Origin of the sequence: Pedobacter sp. PF22-3 (genome assembly GCF_026239555.1) — a bacterium.
Taxonomy (GTDB): Bacteria; Bacteroidota; Bacteroidia; order Sphingobacteriales; family Sphingobacteriaceae; genus Pedobacter.
This window is the reverse complement of sequence record NZ_JAPIVP010000018.1, coordinates 111,647-126,709: the sequence shown is the minus strand read 5'-3', so window position 1 is coordinate 126,709 and position 15,063 is coordinate 111,647. Positions and strand designations below refer to the sequence as shown.

The window sequence follows — 15,063 nt, the reverse complement described above, 5'->3', positions numbered from 1 at the left end:
TGAAGCCTTCTTTTTCCCTTTAACCTTATTTCAATATGCTAATGTTATTTAGCTTTCCGTTCTTCCGAACCGGGCTGCAAAGGTAGCAATCTTTTTCTCTTTGGCAAGAATTAATTTAAAATAAATCCTGCCCTCTTTATCACTATGCCATCTTTTCAGTTTATTGCCCTCTCCTCCGGAGCGGGATGCAAAAGTAGGAAAAATATCTTTCATAGCAAAGGGAATCAATTAAATACTGTACGGTTAAACGTAAGTCAATGGTTTTCAACAGGAAATATTTTTACCGTGCTTAAAACTTTTCGGAAGAAGAGTTGTTTAGGGCAGTTTTGCAACTCTTGCAGGGTTTAAAAACTAGGTAAATTTACGCAGTGAAAAGATCCTGGAACAGGTTCAGAATGACGGCGGCAGCCGGGATTTTGCGGCAATTCTAATTTTGCCCAGCCTTTCTCCGGCACCCAGCCCCTTGAAACTTCGGAAGACCGGCCCACCTAAACCCGATAACAGAGGAAAACCCGGAGGCGAGGAACGAGCCGAGGATTTGGAGCGAATAGCGGGAACATACTCATATAGTAGCACTGAACCTGCTTTGCTAGAAAAAATGCAGTAAAATAAGTGAATGATACAACTACCGGGATATTAACAATAATTAATACTTTTACCACTTACTAAATCATCCTTATTACCAATGAAAATTGCGCTTAAAACATACTTACCTTTGCTCTTTATCTTTATTGCAAAGCTTGGCCAGGCTCAGAATTACAAAAATGAGCTCGTAGTTATTACGGAGAATGATGCCTACATTGATATTACCAGCGATAAATATTACACCAATGGTTTTTTTATTAAATACAGGCATGCTTTAAATGGCGAAAACCTGAAAGCCGGCCGTAGTAAAGAGGTTATTGGTTTTGAACTGGGGCAGAAAATATACAATCCTTATTATAGTTATGCACCCAACCCTGCCTTGCACGACCGGCCTTTTACCGCCTATCTGTATGGTGAGGCTAACTACAGCAGGTTTTATCAAAACAAACAGCTTTTAAAGGTTTCGGCACAGATTGGCCTTACTGGTAAGGATGCCCTGGGCGAGGAATTCCAGAAAACTTACCATAAACTGGTTGGCCAAAATCAAATTGCCGGCTGGGAATATGGATTAAATAGCGAACCCACCTTAAATCTGGGCATAGAATATAATAAGCGTTTATTGGCTACCCCTAACGAAATATTTGATGTTACCGGAACTGCTTCAGCAGCGGTAGGTAATGTAATAACAAAAGCCAATGTTGGTGCATTGCTCAGATTAGGAAAATATAATGAAATGGATGGTTCAGCTGCATTTAATAGCTTGGTAAGCAACCATAATAAAAATAATGCTAAACGCAAATATGAACTTTTCCTTTCGGTTGCACCACAATTACATGCAATAGCTTATGACTCTAGCCTACAAGGCGGTCTCTTCTTGAATGATAAGGGGCCGATCACCTTTAAGCCGAAGCCAATGGTTTTTACCACACAGGTAGGTTTAACCTTCGCCATTGCACGCTGGACAGCCAACTATACGGCTACCTTTACTTCTAACGAAGTTAAAAACAGTGCCACTGGCTACCGTTATGCCTTTTATAGTCTTGCTTACCGTTTTAGTAAAAACTAATGAAAAAACAACTACTCATTTTTATTTTCGTTATTATAGGCTGCTCAGTTGCGAAGGCTCAAATTGCTCCTGAGAATCATTCTATTATTCTTAAGCCCATATTCGGGACACATATCAATGAAGATCAGGGACATTTGTTTCAGGACCAGATTACAGGATTTGATGCAGCTTATTTTAAGGAAATTAGCCAGAATAGTGATAAATGGATTGGATTTAGTGCCGCTAAATCTTACGGGATCGGCTTTATTTTTAGAGATTTAAGCAAACTTAAAGGCACAAAAGATACTTCGGCCAATGCTTTTGGACAGGTATATGGCTTGGTGGCCCAGATGGATTTTCAATTATTCAAAGTAGGAAAAGCGAAATTTAATTTTACGCCTGGTGTTGGCTTGGGTTACACAAACAAGTATTACTTTAATAATACCAAAAACAGATTTTTAGGAAGCCCGGTTAACGAAACCATTAAAGCAGATTTAGGTATGGAGCTACCAATGAGCCAATATACTGATCTACTTTTGGGTTTTGGTTTCCTACATGTCTCAAACGGAGGGGCAACTGTTCCAAATGGCGGATTAAACACAGGGAATATTTACATCGGGCTTAAGCTCAACAATCCAAAAACATTGACTGAGGAGCGGAAAAGCACCTATACCACTTTACAGCGGAGTTCGATCGAGCTTAGTGCCGGTTTGGGTGCGAGGGGGGTATTTGGTGATAGAAGTAAAAGCCTATACAAAAGCGGAATATATGCAGGTTACAATTTTTACCTGAATGATGTAATGTCGCTTAAGGCAGGTGCAGACGCGGTTTATTATTATACCACTTTCGATCCCAATAATTATGTTAATACATTTCAAAACTACGGTACTTCCTATGATAAATGGCGCACAGGCATTAGTGTTGGTGCCGACATTAATTTATGGAGGGTAACTGTTGCAGCTCAGATCGGGAAATACATTCACTACAACAGATTGATGGATAAAGCGACCTGGTACTGGACATTTGGCCCAACTTTTAACATTACTCCACACCTGGGTTTACAAGCCAAGACCTATATGCACTTTGCCCAGGCTGATTACGTAAATTGGGGTATAGTATACCGGTTTTAATATTGCCCGGTACTTAGTAATACTAAAGTGCAGGCTTCAACAGGTTCGATACCGTGCTGATCCAATAATTTCTCCAATTCGTAATTTTCGGTGCCGGGGTTGAAGATTACTCTTTTAGGTTTTGTAGCCAGAATATAATCGTGGTATTGTGGCTGCAAAGCAGGACCTATATATAAGGTAACGGTATCAATATCCTGATGAATTTCTCCAGGCTTTTCGATTTCAATACCTGCCACTTCTCCCTGTTTTATGCCAACATTAACAATATCATGATTGAAACGCTTGAGCATATGAGCTGCCTTGTATGCATACCTGGATGGATCTGGCGATGCGCCTATAATCAATGTTTTCTTCATCTCTTTAGTCTTAATATTTAGATAATAATGCAATCTGACCAGAGTGATACGCATGGTGCTGTGCCAGCCCGCTTACGAGTTCGGCATTGGTTACCCCCGTGCCTAAAGCAGGATTACGCTCATCTTTTATTTCCTCATTCCAATGGCTATCTTTTAAGCTTTCGCAAATGCGGATGAGTTCTTCGTTAGCAATCTTAAAATCAAAGATAATGCGTTCCCAAGCCTGGGCTGTCCGCGCTTCAGGTTCAGGCCAATCACCCCTTTCAGGCTCAGCAGCTGGCTTACCGATCAACCTGGAAGAAACTTCTTCTGTCCATGCGGTTAAATGTAAGGCAATTTCTGCAATAGAATGCGCGCCAGGAACAAAATGGCTAAATGCACTTTCTGGATTAACATTATTTAGTGTCTGCATCACATGGTTACCATGCCAGGCATCTCCGTTAAAAGCTTTTTTTATTTCGTTCGTGATATTAAACATACCAAAATAACAATTGGCATGCTATAAAGTTTGTTAAGATGCGTTCAATATTGCATTTGCACAGTTAATTCCATCTATTGCTGCTGACACAATTCCGCCGGCATAACCTGCTCCTTCCGCACAGGGATATAAACCTTTTACCTGCGGATGCTGGTAGGTTTCTTTATCTCTCGGAATTCTGACAGGAGAGGACGTTCTGCTTTCTACCCCTACCAAAATGGCTTCGTTGGTATAATAGCCCTTAATCTTTTTCCCAAACAAGGGTAATGCTGCACGTAAACTATCTGATACGAAATGGGGTAAAATATTATCCAGCATGGAACTTTTGGTACCAGGTAAATAGGAGTTCTTTGGCAAATCTATCGATAATTTGTTGTTCACAAAATCAACCATACGTTGTGCAGGCGCAACCAGATTTCCGCCACCGGCCTCAAAAGCCATTTTCTCGATATCCGATTGAAAATGCAACATCCTCAGCGGATCATAACCTTGAACATCATTTAACGTCACCTGAACTACTGTTCCAGAATTAGCGAAAGGATTATTCCTTTTAGATGGCGACCAGCCGTTAACCACTATTTCATTTTCGCCAGTAGAACAGGGAGCAATTATACCTCCGGGGCACATACAAAAAGAAAATACGCCGCGTGCACCAACTTGCTCAACTAAACTGTAATAAGCTGGCGGCAAAAATTCAGAACGGATATCGCAATGGTACTGCGCTGAATCAATAATTTCCTGAGGATGTTCAATCCGTACGCCTAAAGCAAATGGTTTTGCCTCAATCAGAATATTTTTACTGTTCAATAATTCGTACACATCTCTTGCAGAGTGACCAGTTGCCAAGATGATATCATCAGCCAACAATTTTTCTTCAAAATTTATCTCAATGCCTTTTACTTTTCCAAATTCGATCAAAATATCAGTCATCCGGCTATCGAACATCACTTCACCTCCGGCATTCAGGATCGTATCTTTTATCGAAGTGATGATATGTGGAAGTTTATTGGTGCCTATATGTGGACGGGCATCAATCGCGATATCCGCTTCTGCCCCATGATTTACAAAAACCTGCAACACTTTATTAATGTCACCACGTTTGTTGGAACGGGTATATAGTTTACCATCAGAATAGGTTCCGGCACCACCTTCGCCATAACAATAATTAGATTCGGTATTCACCAATCCCTGCTTGTTTATAGCAGCCAGATCTCTCCGTCGCTGTTTAACATCTTTACCCCTTTCGATAATAATGGGTTTTAATCCATTTTCGATGCATTGCAAAGCCGCAAATAAACCCGCCGGACCGGCGCCGATAATAATTACGGGCTTAGCATCGCTCACGTTGGGATAGTTGATGTGATAAACTTCAGTAACGGCTTCTTCATCTACAAAAACCCTTACCTGTAAACGGAAAATAACCTTTCTGGAACGGGCATCGATCGATCTTTTCAGAATTTCGTAGCCTTTTATCCTTGTTCCGGATAGTTTTAGGCCTTCGGCGAGTTTCTGTTTAATAACTTCAGTTTGCTCAACCTCATGCGGGAGCAAAGTAATTTCGATGTCTTTTTGCATAATTAGTCAGGTTTTTATCCCGAACAGTACAAAGATAGGCATCTGATAGCATATTTGATGATTTCAGATTATGAATAAAAACTATTAGCAGACTAAAGTGATACTTTTATATTTTTTGGAAAGCAATTGCAGTATTTCATTGGAAACTATAGTCCCGCTCTCCCTTCTGCCCCAATGAAAAATTGGAGGCATCCGTTCGATCAGGTTTAATTAAGTTATTTTTCTGCTACTATGCTGGTTTTCTGTGCCACAGCCCAAAGTTTTTAGCCCCGATCGGAGCGGGCATCCCGATTAAGCACCAGATTATATAATATTTTGGTGCGCTTGCTTGTTTTAGAGGTTTTCATCGGGATAAAGCGGAGAGCGGAAACGCACTTAAAAAAAACCGAAAAGGCCCTGCGCTCCAAACAAAAAAACGGTTGGATATAAGGCCGGTTCATTATTCCATTCGCCAACCAAAACATCCAAATTTCACCTCATTAATTATTGTAGCCCTTGCCAACCTGTCATATAATCATTCAAAGTGTAACAAAGGCATGCAATTTGATATCTAATTCGTAAATTGACCATAAATCAATTCTATTAAAAAGACAAAACCATAAAAATGAAAAGATTAATATTTGGATTTTTAGCTGCAGTTATTGCAGTGAGCACTTTAAGTTCATGCGGATATAACAGCATGGTTAAATTGGATGAGAACGTTAAATCGAAATGGGGAACCGTGCAAACCCAGTATCAAAGAAGAGCAGATTTAATTCCGAACCTGGTGGCTACCGTAAAAGGTGCAGCTAAATTTGAGCAGGGTACTTTAACAGCAGTAACCGAAGCACGTGCAAAAGCAACCCAGATGACGGTTAAAGCTGATGAGCTAACACCAGAGAACATTCAAAAATACCAGGCTGCTCAAGGACAATTGAGTCAGGCTTTGGGTAAATTATTATCCATCACTGAAAATTATCCTGAACTAAGGGCTACACAACAATTTAGTGATTTATCGGCACAGTTGGAAAGTACCGAAAACAGGATTACTGTTGCCCGCAAAGATTTTAACGATGCAGTACAGGAATATAATGGTAAAATCAGATCTTTCCCTACCAATTTAACTGCTGGCATGTTCGGCTTTAAACCTAAAGGATATTTTGAGGCTGATGCTTCTGCAAAAGACGCACCTAAAGTAGAATTTTAATATTCTTAACACAACATATAAGGGTAGTGAATGTTTATTAACTGAACATTTATTACCCTTTTTACTTCATATAAAAATAAGTACATGCCATTATTTTCAGATATTGAACAAGAAAGAATAGCAAATGCAATCTCCGATGCAGAAAGAGCAACTTCCGGAGAAATTAGGATTGCTATTGATAAACATTGCGCAGGCGATCCGTATGAAAAGGCCACCGAATATTTTGCTAAACTGGATATGGATAAAACTGCAAAAAGAAATGGTGTGCTGATCTACCTGGCACATGCCGACCATAAATTTGCCATTATAGGCGATGTTGGCATTCACCAAGTGGTACCTGACAACTTTTGGGAAACTACTAAAATTGCCATGACAGCACATTTTGCGAAAGGTAATCTGGCTGATGGGATTATTGCAGGGGTAGCATTGGCTGGAGAAAAGTTAGCTTTATTCTTCCCTCCGCAAAAAGGTGATATTAATGAATTGCCGAACGATATTGTTTTTATGGATAACCTAAAAAACAAATAAGATGAAGAAAATATTCCTTTTATCATTATTCAGTTTATTATTCACTTTTGCTTTTGCGCAGGATTTTCCAGAAAAGCCTAGCACTTTAGTTAACGATTACGCAAATGTATTATCGGCAGATCAGAAACAGGCGCTCGAAAATAAGCTCGGAACCTTTAACGATTCATCTTCTACACAGATCGCCGTTGCTATTTTAAAATCCATAGGCGATTATGACATTAATGAATATGCCGTAGAACTGGGCAGAAAATGGGGTGTTGGCCAAAATGGCAAAAACAACGGCATTATGATCGTTGTGGCCGTTGGCGATCGAAAAATTTCTATCCAAACAGGCTACGGCCTGGAAGGTGCCTTACCTGATATTTATGCCAAACGTATTATTGATAATGATATTAAACCCAATTTTAGAGCTGGGAACTATTACGCAGGCCTTGATGAAGCTACCACATCGATTATAAAATATACCAGAGGTGAATATAAAAACGATAACCCGAAAGCCTCATCAAAAAAAGGTGGTTCGGGTAGCATCGTCATCATTATTATTATTGTAATTGTGATTATCATCATTATGCGAAAAGGTGGCGGAGGCGGAAGCGAAGTAATCGGCGGACGTGGAGCATCTAATGCACTATTTTGGGCGATGCTGTTTGGAAGTGGCGGTGGCCGAAGCAGCGGTGGCTGGGGCGGTGGTTCTTCTGGTGGAGGAGGCGGTGGATTTGGTGGTTTTGGCGGAGGAAGCTTTGGTGGAGGTGGTAGCAGCGGAAGCTGGTAGGTTAGTCCGTAGTCCGTAGTCCGTAGTCCGTAGTCCGTAGTCCGTAGTCCGTAGTCCGTAGTCCGTAGTCCGTAGTCCGTAGATTGGAAAAGATTTTGTTTTGAACGTTACAGAATATTTTAACTTTTGAACAACCTAACATTACAACAATAATGTATAGAAGAGATTTAATTACAGCAGAAATACAGAAACTGGCCCAGGTTTTGGCCCGCATTATGGGGCTCAAATTAGAAGGTAAATTAGCAGAGGCCAATCAACTTTTTGAAGAAACTATGGAAGGCGGCTTCCAATTGCCAAAAGAAACTCTTGAAAATGAAGACCTTTCTGTTTTTGAAAATTGGTTAACTAAAAGTAACCTTCCTCCTGAAAAGCTGGATTCGTTGAGCGAATTTCTGTACTATGAGTTAGGCGTAAGTCAGGAGCGTAACCAAACCATTGCACCAAAACTTAATTTAGTTTATCAATACTTGTCTGATGAGCATAAGATTGTACATTTGGTAAATTTGCACCGCCAGAAAACAATACAGCAATACATATGCTAAGCGCATGGCGCTAAACTAAATAAACAATACAAATAAATGATTATAGAAAAGTGGCAGAAACTTGCCTCTAAATATTTGGTACGCGAACAGTGGGCTACCTTGCGCGTTGATGAAGTGAAACTTCCGGGTGGTGTGATCAAAGATGATTATTACGTTTTAGAGTATCCAAACTGGGTTAATGCAATAGCGCTTACAGAGACTGGAAAAATAATTATGGTACGCCAGTACCGCCATGCAGCCGATATTATTTCGCTTGAGGTTCCCGGTGGAGTAATTGATGGTGATGAAGCTCCGGAGTTTGCGGTGAAACGTGAGCTATTGGAAGAAACCGGCTACAGTTTTAAAACCTGTAAATTTATTGCTGAACTTTATCCCAATCCGGCAACTTCAGATAACAGAACCTTCACTTATTTCTTAACAGGTGGCATCAAAACCCATGAACAGCATTTAGATGAACATGAAATTTTAAATGTTGAAGAATATACTGTTGAAGAAGTAAAACAACTGATTAAAGAAAATAAAATAGCCCAGGCCTTACATGTTGCAGCTTTGTTTTACGGGCTCGAAGAAATAGCTAAAGGTTAATAAAATCTGAGATAGGCCCCTTATTCCTATCTCAAAAATTATAGGTAAAAAAAGCAGCCAGATTTTAAACATCTGGCTGCTTTTTTATTGAGCAATAAGCCTGTAAAAGCTTAGCTCATTTTTAATTTCTTTTGAATATCGTGTACGTAAGCTTTAAATTTCTTATCTGTATCGATTAAATCTTCCACAGTCTGACAAGCATAAATTACGGTACTATGATCGCGGCCACCAAAGAAAGCACCAATTGTTTTTAGTGATGATTTAGTATGACTTTTAGAAAGATACATCGAAATCTGACGGGCCTGAACAATTTCGCGCTTACGTGTTTGCGACTTCACCATATCAACAGGAACCTCGAAATACTCGCAAACCAATTTCTGGATGTATTCCATTGAAATTTCTTTTGAAGTATTTTTGATAAAGTTCTTCAACATCTGTTTAGCCAGGGCTAAATCGATTTCTTTTTTATTCAAAGTAGCCTGCGCCAGAAGAGATACCATAGCCCCCTCTAACTCACGCACATTATTATCAATGTTATGCGCCACATACTCTACCACTTCGCCTGGTAACTCAATACCATCTGCATACATTTTTTTCCTTAAAATAGCGATACGCGTTTCTAGATCAGGAATCTGTAAATCTGCAGATAAGCCCCATTTAAATCGGCTCAATAAACGTTCTTCCAAACCAGCTAAATCTTTCGGTGCTTTATCGGATGTTAAGATTACCTGTTTACCTGATTGATGTAGGTGATTAAAAATGTGGAAGAAAATATCCTGTGTTTTTTCTTTGCCTGCAAAGTTGTGCACATCATCCATGATGATTACATCCATTGCCTGGTAAAAATTAACGAAGTCGTTAATGGTGTTGTTTTTTAAGGAATCTACAAACTGCTGACAGAATTTCTCACAACTTACGTAGATCACCAATTTATCTGGCATGCTGCGTTTAATCTCATTGCCGATTGCCTGCGCCAGGTGTGTTTTACCCAAACCAACTCCCCCATAAATCATTAAAGGGTTAAAAGAAGTACCTCCTGGTTTAGCCGCTACAGCGTAACCTGCAGAACGTGCCAAGCGATTGCAATCTCCCTCAATATAATTTTCGAAAGTATAGTTAGCGTTTAATTGTGGATCAACATTTAATTTTTTTAATCCAGGGATAATAAATGGGTTTTTAATATCCTTATTAATGGAAACCGGAATCGGCATCGATTGTACCTTTGCCTCCGCTCCATTTCCATTTGAGGGCATATTGGTCGTATAAGGATTACCGCTGTTTGATGATTTATCTACAACGATGTTGTATTCCAACCTGCCATCCTCTCCAAGTTGTTTTTTTACGGTCTTGCGCAGCAAGCCCACATAATGTTCTTCAAGCCATTCGTAAAAGAACAAACTTGGCACCTGTATGGTTAAAACCTTGCCTTCCAATTTAAGAGCCGTTATTGGCTCGAACCAAGTTTTGAAACTTTGGCCCGGAATATTATCCTTAATAATTTGAAGACAGTTCTTCCACACTTCTGTACAAGTTTTTTCCATTGCGATTTCTATAATTTATTGGTTTACAGTGCCTATTCGAATTAAAGGGATGGTCCGTTTAGGGACTACGAATATTGACAAAATTATCAACATTTTAAACAAAAATTTCAAATAAATCGTAACATACTGATAAGGAATATAGTAGCCCGCTTAACCTCAATTTTTTATGTTGATAACTATTTATTAACATGGGTTATCCACATTAATTATTATTTATCATCAGTATTCTTTCATCACGTCGAATTGCTGCTTTAAAAGCAAAATTTAAGCCATTCTAGCAATTGTTTAACCGTTTTAGCATTATTAAATCTCAAATAAACTGAAAATCAAAGCCATAACTAAAATAAATAAATATCGATTCAAGAGAAAAGTTTAAAACATTCCATTAAAAGCGATAATTGTATGAGTTTTACGACAGTTTCGAAGCACATTTTTAATGTAAGCCAAAATAATTTTAGATCGTTTCATCGCCAGTCATCAAATCTGAATACCATTAGTTTTAATTTGTTATTAAGCAACAAAAACAAGCGGTTTACTATTCATTTAATAAACCCCAAAAATATTTCTGAATACATCTGCAATTTCGCCAAGCGTAGCATATTTTTCAACGGCATCAATAATCAAGGGCATCAGGTTGGCTTCACCTTTGGCCGCTTCGCCCAATTGCTGCAGCGCTTGCTCAACCGCTACCTGGTTTCGGGTAGATTTTAAATGATCAAGTTTTTCAGATTGCAGCTTGCGGATAGAATCATCTATATTGAATACCTCAGTTAAACCTTCCTCTTCTTGCGTAAACTTGTTTACCCCAACCGAGATCCTTTCGCCACTTTCTATTTCTTTTTGATATTGATAAGCTGCAACAGCAATTTCATTCTGCATATAATCGCTTTCAATGGCATTAACTGATCCTCCCATGGCATCTATCCTATCGATATAAGACCAGGCAGCGGCTTCTACTTCATCTGTTAAACTTTCTACAAAAAACGACCCCGCCAGTGGGTCTACCGTATCGGTAACCCCACTCTCAAAAGCAATAATCTGTTGAGTACGTAAAGCAATTTTCGCAGCAGATTCTGTTGGAAGTGAAAGCGCTTCGTCATAACCATTGGTATGCAGCGACTGTGTTCCACCTAAAACCGCAGCCATAGCCTGGTTGCTAACCCTGATCACATTGTTTAATGGCTGTTGCGCGGTTAAGGTTGAACCTCCGGTTTGGGTGTGGAACCTTAACATCTGGGCCTTTTCATCTGTTGCGCCCAAATCTTTAGTAATTTTCGCCCACATACGCCTTGCAGCTCTGAATTTAGCTATTTCTTCAAAGAAATTATTATGGCAATTGAAGAAGAATGACAAACGTTTGGCAAAGATGTTTATATCTAAACCTTTATCTAAAGCGGCTTTTAGATAAGTTTTGCCATTAGCCAATGTAAACGCAAGTTCTTGCACAGCCGTAGAGCCAGCTTCGCGAATATGGTAGCCAGAGATGGAAATGGTATTCCATTTAGGTACTTCTTTACTGCAAAACTCAAAAATATCGGTAATTAACCGCATAGATTGCTTTGGCGGATAGATGTATGTTCCTCTCGCTGCATATTCTTTTAAAATATCATTCTGTATAGTGCCCGAAATCTGCTTTAAATCTGCACCTTGTTTTTTGGCCAGCGCAATATACATGGCCAGCAAAATTGAAGCCGTTGCATTGATCGTCATCGAAGTCGTGATATTTTTCAGCTCAATACCATCAAATAAAATTTCGATATCCTTTAATGAATCGATAGCCACTCCCACCTTGCCTACCTCTCCATCAGCCATTTCATGATCAGAGTCGTAACCAATTTGCGTTGGAAGATCAAAAGCAACAGATAATCCGGTTGTTCCCTGAGCCAATAAATAATGATAACGCTTGTTTGATGCTTCAGCGGTCGAGAAACCGGCATACTGCCGCATCGTCCACAAGCGGCCACGGTACATATCTTTCTGAATTCCCCTGGTAAAAGGAAACTCTCCAGGTAGCTCTTCCATTGGTTTCGCCTCGGTATACAAAGCTTTTATTTCAATCCCCGAAGTGGTGGTATGCTTGTTCTCGCTCATATTGGTTAGTTCAATGGTTTATTAGCCATTAGTTCTTTGCTGGTTCGTAGTCAACGGTTTGATAGTTCATAACTTATTTGGTTAATTGTTGAAACTGGTTAATCGGTTAACTAAGCAAAACGGCTAATAATTTATTCAAGCAATTAACCGATTTAAACGATTAACCAGTTAACCCTAAAAAAGCATATGAATGTCTTTCTTGATTAATTCGATTGTTAAATCGTAAGGATTTTCATCTATACTGGCCATGTGCTGTAAAATTGCTTTGCTGAGTTCAATTCCATTTACATCGGCGGGTAAACCTTGTACGGCATTATTGACCATGGCAATGGTATCATCTTTTAATTTTCTTACCACCCCCCAAGTCACACTGTTTATATACAATTGTTGGGTAATGTTATGTTGGTACTCTGAGCGGATTTCATTTAAAATTCCAGCTTGTAAAGTAGCGATTGCAATTCCTTGCTGATGTAAACGAACAAGTAAGTTAGCCGGATTAATACGGTCAATAAATATAATTAAACGTTCGTGCGCCTGCAAGCGTAAGGGCAAAATATGCGCGCGGCTTTCTTTGTTCAGTTCAATATTTTTTAAGTTAAAGAAACGTTGGATATCATTCTTCAACATATAATAAACTGCCATTAATGCAATGAAAATGCCTGCAAATAAGATTATTATATCGATTAAAATCTGTTGTATATTCATAAGTATTGTTTAAGTACAGTAATATTAACTGTCCGTTAAAAGCAAAAATGTACATTATTATTTATATTTGTAACAGATAAAATTTAAATAACATGAGCACAACAGTTGATACAGCATTTGCACCAGTTACTTTTTCTGAAGGAGCAGCTAAAGAGTTATATAAATTAAAAGATCAGCAGGAGATTGGCGAGGATTACGGATTACGCGTTGGCGTAGAGGGCGGTGGTTGCGCTGGCATGAACTACGTTTTAGGGTTTGATCAGAAAAAAGATGGCGATCAGGAATATTTTATTGAGGGCATTAAGGTTTTCATGAATAAAGCACATCAGATGTACTTAATGGGCATGATGATCGACTGGCAGGATGGTTTAAATTCGCGTGGTTTTACTTTCGTTAACCCCAATGCAACCAGTACTTGCGGCTGTGGCACGAGTTTCTCGGCATAAATAAAATATTCTTGTAACATATCATGCAGTCCCCTTGTCTAAACATCGGGACTTTTTTTATTTTTACCCATAGAGGTTGAAGGCATAAGGTGTAGGGTATAAGGTTCATCCATCTTAATACTTGATACTCAATACTTGATCCGATACTTGATACTTACCATAAATGAATTACAGAGAAAACATCCGACTGGCATTAGAATCTATTAAAGCGAACCGCTTGCGCACTATGCTTACCGCCTTAATTATTGCCATTGGTTTAATGGCTTTGGTGGGGATTTTAACCACGCTTGATGCTGTAAAAAAAAGTATGACAGATGCTTTTAGTAGTATGGGAGCCAACTCATTCACCATCAGGAACCGTGGTACGGGAATCAGGATCGGGAATGGGAAAAGACCAAAACCTTTTAAAGCCATTCGTTACGAAGATGCCGTTAAGTTTAAAGATAGCTTAAATACTCCGGCTACTGTTGCCGTAAGTGTTTTTGCCAGTGGTGGCTCCACTATAAAATATGGCAGTTTAAAAACCAACCCAAATATTAACGTTCAGGGAATTGATGAAAATGGCTTGGGCGCTCAAGGTTTAAATCTCTCACAAGGGAGAAATTTTAGCGTTTCTGAAATACAGTTGGGAAGTAATGTTTGTATTGTTGGCGGCGAAGTAGTAGAAAAATTGTTCAAAGATGCAGATCCTTTGGATAAGCTGATTAATGTAGGCAATAACCGGTTTAAAATTGTTGGCATATTAGAGAAAAAAGGATCGAGTATGGGCTTTAGTGGCGACAGGGCTGTTTATGTGCCGCTGCTAAAAGCAAAGCAGATTAATGCCAATGCCAATCCATCTTACACCATTACAGTAATGGTACCTAGTAATGATATGCAGGAAAACATTATTGGCGAATCTACTGCCCTATTCAGAAACATCCGCAAAGTAAAGGTAAACGAAACCAATAATTTCGAGATTACCAAAAGTGATGCCATTGCGCAAACATTATTCGAAAACCTGGCCTTTGTGGCCATTGGTGGTGTTGCAATTGGTATTATCACTTTAATTGGAGCCTCAATAGGTTTAATGAATATCATGCTGGTTTCAGTTACCGAACGTACACGTGAAATTGGTATCCGTAAAGCAATTGGTGCCAACCCAAAAGTAATCCGTCGCCAGTTTTTAATTGAGGCCGTAGTAATCTGTTTAATTGGTGGTGTATTCGGTATTTTTCTCGGAATTGTTTTAGGAAACCTGATTTCACTGGCTATGGGTGGTTCATTCTTAATTCCATGGCTGTTTATTATTGGCGGCTTTGTATTATGTGTACTTGTTGGAATTCTATCGGGCTATTATCCGGCAAAAAAAGCCTCCAGGCTAGATCCTGTAGAGGCGTTAAGGTATGAATAGAATTGGTTCATTAGTTCAGTGGCCAATGGTTTATTGGTTCAAGTCCTAATGCGTTAATCGATTAACTGTTTAAATTGGTTAATTGTATAAACGAATTAGCCTGCC

General features: G+C 39.2%; 16 protein-coding genes. 9 read left to right on the top strand and 7 right to left on the bottom strand.

Features of this window, described 5'->3' with window-relative positions; genetic code table 11:
• Positions 1-48: 48 nt before the first annotated feature.
• A complete protein-coding gene (locus OQX63_RS19885) occupies positions 49-213 on the bottom strand; it encodes a hypothetical protein (protein WP_265852556.1) in 165 nt (54 codons plus the stop codon).
• Between the two features lie 472 nt (positions 214-685).
• On the opposite strand from OQX63_RS19885, the gene OQX63_RS19880 reads away from it, so the two are divergent.
• Positions 686-1,651, top strand: coding sequence for a lipid A deacylase LpxR family protein (locus OQX63_RS19880; RefSeq protein WP_265852555.1), 966 nt, complete (start codon positions 686-688; stop codon positions 1,649-1,651).
• Positions 1,651-2,760, top strand: coding sequence for an acyloxyacyl hydrolase (locus OQX63_RS19875; protein ID WP_265852554.1), 1,110 nt, complete (start codon positions 1,651-1,653; stop codon positions 2,758-2,760). Before OQX63_RS19880 ends, OQX63_RS19875 begins: the two co-directional genes overlap by 1 nt.
• On the opposite strand, the gene OQX63_RS19870 is transcribed toward OQX63_RS19875, so the two are convergent.
• From OQX63_RS19870 to OQX63_RS19860, 3 genes are read right to left on the bottom strand one after another with little or no spacing between them, the layout of a single operon-like run.
• Complete coding sequence (locus OQX63_RS19870; RefSeq protein ID WP_265852553.1) at positions 2,757-3,116, bottom strand: CoA-binding protein; 360 nt, start codon at positions 3,114-3,116, stop codon at positions 2,757-2,759. The genes OQX63_RS19875 and OQX63_RS19870 overlap by 4 nt on opposite strands.
• A gap of 10 nt (positions 3,117-3,126) precedes the next feature.
• Entirely contained in the window at positions 3,127-3,594 is a 468-nt protein-coding gene (locus OQX63_RS19865) for a DinB family protein (RefSeq protein ID WP_265852552.1), read from the bottom strand.
• 33 nt (positions 3,595-3,627) lie between these two features.
• Entirely contained in the window at positions 3,628-5,169 is a 1,542-nt protein-coding gene (locus OQX63_RS19860) for an NAD(P)/FAD-dependent oxidoreductase (RefSeq protein ID WP_265852551.1), read from the bottom strand.
• A gap of 604 nt (positions 5,170-5,773) precedes the next feature.
• On the opposite strand from OQX63_RS19860, the gene OQX63_RS19855 reads away from it, so the two are divergent.
• From OQX63_RS19855 to OQX63_RS19835, 5 genes are all read left to right on the top strand, one after another.
• Complete coding sequence (locus tag OQX63_RS19855; RefSeq protein ID WP_090502080.1) at positions 5,774-6,355, top strand: LemA family protein; 582 nt, start codon at positions 5,774-5,776, stop codon at positions 6,353-6,355.
• A gap of 84 nt (positions 6,356-6,439) precedes the next feature.
• The gene (locus OQX63_RS19850; RefSeq protein WP_265852550.1) at positions 6,440-6,883 is read left to right on the top strand and encodes a TPM domain-containing protein; all 444 of its coding nucleotides are present in this window, start codon (positions 6,440-6,442) and stop codon (positions 6,881-6,883) included.
• A gap of 1 nt (position 6,884) precedes the next feature.
• Positions 6,885-7,655, top strand: coding sequence for a TPM domain-containing protein (locus OQX63_RS19845; RefSeq protein ID WP_265852549.1), 771 nt, complete (start codon positions 6,885-6,887; stop codon positions 7,653-7,655).
• A 152-nt stretch (positions 7,656-7,807) separates the two neighbouring features.
• On the top strand, positions 7,808-8,197 hold the full coding sequence (locus tag OQX63_RS19840; RefSeq protein ID WP_265852548.1) for a hypothetical protein: 390 nt from the start codon (positions 7,808-7,810) through the stop codon (positions 8,195-8,197).
• A gap of 36 nt (positions 8,198-8,233) precedes the next feature.
• A complete protein-coding gene (locus tag OQX63_RS19835) occupies positions 8,234-8,782 on the top strand; it encodes an NUDIX hydrolase (RefSeq protein ID WP_265852547.1) in 549 nt (182 codons plus the stop codon).
• Between the two features lie 110 nt (positions 8,783-8,892).
• On the opposite strand, the gene dnaA is transcribed toward OQX63_RS19835, so the two are convergent.
• The 3 genes from dnaA to OQX63_RS19820 form a co-directional block, all read right to left on the bottom strand.
• The gene (dnaA, locus tag OQX63_RS19830) at positions 8,893-10,323 is read right to left on the bottom strand and encodes a chromosomal replication initiator protein DnaA (protein ID WP_090502090.1); all 1,431 of its coding nucleotides are present in this window, start codon (positions 10,321-10,323) and stop codon (positions 8,893-8,895) included.
• 543 nt (positions 10,324-10,866) lie between these two features.
• Complete coding sequence (locus OQX63_RS19825; protein WP_265852546.1) at positions 10,867-12,414, bottom strand: acyl-CoA mutase large subunit family protein; 1,548 nt, start codon at positions 12,412-12,414, stop codon at positions 10,867-10,869.
• A gap of 174 nt (positions 12,415-12,588) precedes the next feature.
• On the bottom strand, positions 12,589-13,119 hold the full coding sequence (locus OQX63_RS19820) for a hypothetical protein (RefSeq protein ID WP_265852545.1): 531 nt from the start codon (positions 13,117-13,119) through the stop codon (positions 12,589-12,591).
• A gap of 92 nt (positions 13,120-13,211) precedes the next feature.
• On the opposite strand from OQX63_RS19820, the gene OQX63_RS19815 reads away from it, so the two are divergent.
• Entirely contained in the window at positions 13,212-13,565 is a 354-nt protein-coding gene (locus OQX63_RS19815) for a HesB/IscA family protein (RefSeq protein WP_265852544.1), read from the top strand.
• A gap of 163 nt (positions 13,566-13,728) precedes the next feature.
• Positions 13,729-14,958: an ABC transporter permease gene (locus tag OQX63_RS19810; protein ID WP_265852543.1), complete on the top strand. Its 1,230-nt coding sequence runs from the start codon at positions 13,729-13,731 to the stop codon at positions 14,956-14,958.
• Positions 14,959-15,063 lie beyond the last annotated feature (105 nt).

Excerpts from the sequence above, each read along its gene's own strand:
- OQX63_RS19840 (WP_265852548.1), top strand. The coding sequence starts at position 7,808 with ATGTATAGAAGAGATTTAATTACAGCAGAAATACAGAAACTGGCCCAG.
- dnaA (WP_090502090.1), bottom strand. The coding sequence starts at position 10,323 with ATGGAAAAAACTTGTACAGAAGTGTGGAAGAACTGTCTTCAAATTATT.
- OQX63_RS19875 (WP_265852554.1), top strand. The coding sequence starts at position 1,651 with ATGAAAAAACAACTACTCATTTTTATTTTCGTTATTATAGGCTGCTCA.
- OQX63_RS19860 (WP_265852551.1), bottom strand. The coding sequence starts at position 5,169 with ATGCAAAAAGACATCGAAATTACTTTGCTCCCGCATGAGGTTGAGCAA.
- OQX63_RS19865 (WP_265852552.1), bottom strand. The coding sequence starts at position 3,594 with ATGTTTAATATCACGAACGAAATAAAAAAAGCTTTTAACGGAGATGCC.
- OQX63_RS19855 (WP_090502080.1), top strand. The coding sequence starts at position 5,774 with ATGAAAAGATTAATATTTGGATTTTTAGCTGCAGTTATTGCAGTGAGC.
- OQX63_RS19850 (WP_265852550.1), top strand. The coding sequence starts at position 6,440 with ATGCCATTATTTTCAGATATTGAACAAGAAAGAATAGCAAATGCAATC.
- OQX63_RS19885 (WP_265852556.1), bottom strand. The coding sequence starts at position 213 with ATGAAAGATATTTTTCCTACTTTTGCATCCCGCTCCGGAGGAGAGGGC.
- OQX63_RS19820 (WP_265852545.1), bottom strand. The coding sequence starts at position 13,119 with ATGAATATACAACAGATTTTAATCGATATAATAATCTTATTTGCAGGC.
- OQX63_RS19815 (WP_265852544.1), top strand. The coding sequence starts at position 13,212 with ATGAGCACAACAGTTGATACAGCATTTGCACCAGTTACTTTTTCTGAA.
- OQX63_RS19880 (WP_265852555.1), top strand. The coding sequence starts at position 686 with ATGAAAATTGCGCTTAAAACATACTTACCTTTGCTCTTTATCTTTATT.
- OQX63_RS19835 (WP_265852547.1), top strand. The coding sequence starts at position 8,234 with ATGATTATAGAAAAGTGGCAGAAACTTGCCTCTAAATATTTGGTACGC.
- OQX63_RS19870 (WP_265852553.1), bottom strand. The coding sequence starts at position 3,116 with ATGAAGAAAACATTGATTATAGGCGCATCGCCAGATCCATCCAGGTAT.
- OQX63_RS19825 (WP_265852546.1), bottom strand. The coding sequence starts at position 12,414 with ATGAGCGAGAACAAGCATACCACCACTTCGGGGATTGAAATAAAAGCT.
- OQX63_RS19810 (WP_265852543.1), top strand. The coding sequence starts at position 13,729 with ATGAATTACAGAGAAAACATCCGACTGGCATTAGAATCTATTAAAGCG.
- OQX63_RS19845 (WP_265852549.1), top strand. The coding sequence starts at position 6,885 with ATGAAGAAAATATTCCTTTTATCATTATTCAGTTTATTATTCACTTTT.